The organism is Kitasatospora sp. NPDC057542 (assembly GCF_042801945.1).
Taxonomy (GTDB): domain Bacteria; phylum Actinomycetota; class Actinomycetes; order Streptomycetales; family Streptomycetaceae; genus Kitasatospora.
Map to the genome: position 1 here is coordinate 1 of NZ_JBHVFE010000746.1, position 2,469 is coordinate 2,469.

Below are 2,469 nucleotides of genomic sequence, written 5' to 3' on the forward strand. Positions count from 1 at the left end.
GTCCACGGCCAGCCGAGTGACTGGGTCAGCGCGCCGCCGAGCAGGACTCCGGCGGCGCCGCCGGCGCCGGAGACGGCGCCCCACACGCCGAGGGCCCGGCCGCGCCCGGGGCCGGGCGGATGGAGGTCCATGACCAGGGCGAGCGCGGCGGGGGCGATCGCGGCGGCGGCCAGGCCCTGGACGGTGCGCGCGGCGATCAGCGCCGCCCCGGTGGACGCCAGCCCGGCAGCGGCCGAAGCGGCGGCGAACAGGGCGAGTCCGGCGAGCAGGACGCGGCGCCGTCCGGCCAGATCTGCGATCCGGCCGCCGGCCAGCAGGAGCGCGCCGAAGGCGAGGCCGTAGGCGTTGACCACCCAGGCGGCACCGTCGTCGGTGAGACCGATGCCGTCGCGGACGCTCGGGAGGGCGACGTTGACGATCGAGGTGCTGAGGATGACGGTGAACTGCGCCCCGACGAGGGCCGCCAGTGCGCCGCCGGCCGTACGGCGGGCGAGGAACGGGTCGGCGTCCTGCGGACTCACGGCGGTGGTCCTCCTTTCCGAAGGAGCATTGATGAGTGGTTAACCACTCACACTTATGGCCAAAGAAAGGCGGCGGCGTTCGGACCGTCGCGTGCGCGCGGACCTCCCGCCCCGCCGGGTGGGTGGCACTGGCCGGCCGTGGCCGATCAGTAGTGCGTGATGCCGGCCGCGAGGGTCCGCGTCCACGGCGCGTCGACCTCGTCCGCCCCCATCGAGACCAGCAGGTGGCAGAGCATGCCGGTGGCGAAGAAGCCCTGGATCCGAGGCTCCGCCGCACCCGAGGCCCCGCGCACGTACTCGACCAGCCGGGCGTACCCCTGCCGGACCGCCTCCCGGACGGCCGGCTCGGAGACCGCCGCCGCCTGGGCGTGCAGCTGGACCAGCATCAGGTCGTTGCCGGTGATCAGCTTGGCGTAGGCGTCCCCCATGGACTGGAGGACCACCTCCGGGGAACTCCCCCCCGCTTCCGCCGCGCCACGCTCCAGACTCCCGCGGACCCGCACGAAGCAGTGCTCCACCACCGCCACGAACAGGGCCTCCTTGCTCGGGAAGAGCCGGTACACGTACGCCTGCGAGATGCCGGCGGCCTTCGCCACCTCCGTGGTGGTGGTGCCGAAGTACCCCCGCGCGGCGAACGCCCCGATCGCGGTGCGCAGCACCGTCTCGCGACGCTCCTCGGCGGTGGACAGTTGCCGGGGTCGTTCCTTCTGCATGTGAGTACTCAACCACTCACACTTCACCGCCGTCAACACCCACCTCCGGCCCGTACCGGAATCCCGGATGACCTCCCGCCGTCGAGGCGCCGCTGCCCTGCATGTCCCGACCGGTGCACGACGCACCACGTCGAACCGGGTGTCACCCGTACGAGCGCACTGTGCCGCCCTTCGGAGTCAATCTGCTTCGCGTGCGGCAGAAACCCTCCGCTGACGTCCTGCGCCCACACAAGGAGACCCATCATGCGACTGGCCTTGCCCCTCCGAGCCGTTCTCGCTGCCGCTGCGCTGGTCGGCGGGACGGTGGTGGCCGCCGCGACGCCGGCCACCGCGGCGACGTGTCCGCACAGCGACTCGCCCAAGATCGACGGAGCGGAGGCCACGTGGACCCTGAAGTGCAAGAAGGTCGAGGGAGTCGAGACGCTCTACGTCGACGGGTGGGTGGAGGACACCCGGGCCGACGGCATGTGCGCGACGGTCACGATCACGCCCGACGGCGGGCGCTACCCGGAGGAGGTGCAGGCCTGCGGTTCCGGGACGCGCGAGCAGATTCACAAGTCCTACACCGGCAGGACCGCCACGGTGAAGCTCAGCGTGCGCTGATGACCGGTTGACCGGCGGGGGGGGGCGGGCCCCGGCCGGCCAGAGCGAGCAGGCCGAGGCGTCGCCCTCCGCCGCGCAGGCGTAGTCCACCGCCCTGGTCAGCCGCGTGGTGCGGATCGGCTTCACGGCGCCGCCCGTGTGGCCCTCCGACAGTCCCGACCGAACGTGCGCGCCCATCGTTGGCGCCTCCGGAACGACCGTCAAACCATCGACCGGCGACATCCGCTCCGTTTCACGGCCCGTGCGTCCGCGATTCACCGTTGCGGGTGATGGCGGACCGGCCCGCCGGGGCGGAATCCTGGTGCGTGCGCCCGGCACCACAGCCCCGAGCGCCCAACCACCTCCAGCACCGGGAGGCACCGTCATGGAGCCCCAACCGTCCGGCCGCGACCAGGCCGCCGGAGTCCGTCGGCGCCGCATGCTCGGCCTCGCGCTCGGGGCGGGCCTCGTCCCGGCGCTCGGCGCGGCCGCCCAGGCGGCGTCCCACACCTCGCCCGAGACGGCCCCGCCGCTGTCGGCCGAGGCGCTGGGCGGCCGGGTCGCCGCCGTGGCCGCGGGCCAGCTCGGCGTGCCGTACGCCTGGGGCGGCGGCGACCGGCTTGGCGCGAGCCTCGGCTTCTGCGACGAGCAGA

At 73.8% G+C, this 2,469-nt stretch carries 3 protein-coding genes and 1 pseudogene; 2 read left to right on the forward strand and 2 right to left on the reverse strand.

Features of this window, described 5'->3' with window-relative positions; translation table 11 throughout:
- Positions 1-521 (reverse strand): MFS transporter (locus ACFU7Y_RS42995; RefSeq protein ID WP_380771911.1); only part of this gene is annotated, 521 nt, incomplete at its 3' end.
- 146 nt (positions 522-667) lie between these two features.
- Positions 668-1,234: a TetR/AcrR family transcriptional regulator gene (locus ACFU7Y_RS43000; protein WP_380771913.1), complete on the reverse strand. Its 567-nt coding sequence runs from the start codon at positions 1,232-1,234 to the stop codon at positions 668-670.
- A gap of 243 nt (positions 1,235-1,477) precedes the next feature.
- Between ACFU7Y_RS43000 and ACFU7Y_RS43005 the strand changes: the two genes are divergently transcribed.
- Positions 1,478-1,837, forward strand: coding sequence for a hypothetical protein (locus tag ACFU7Y_RS43005; protein WP_224285297.1), 360 nt, complete (start codon positions 1,478-1,480; stop codon positions 1,835-1,837).
- A gap of 364 nt (positions 1,838-2,201) precedes the next feature.
- Positions 2,202-2,469: pseudogene (locus ACFU7Y_RS43010) on the forward strand (hypothetical protein); the annotation flags it as partial.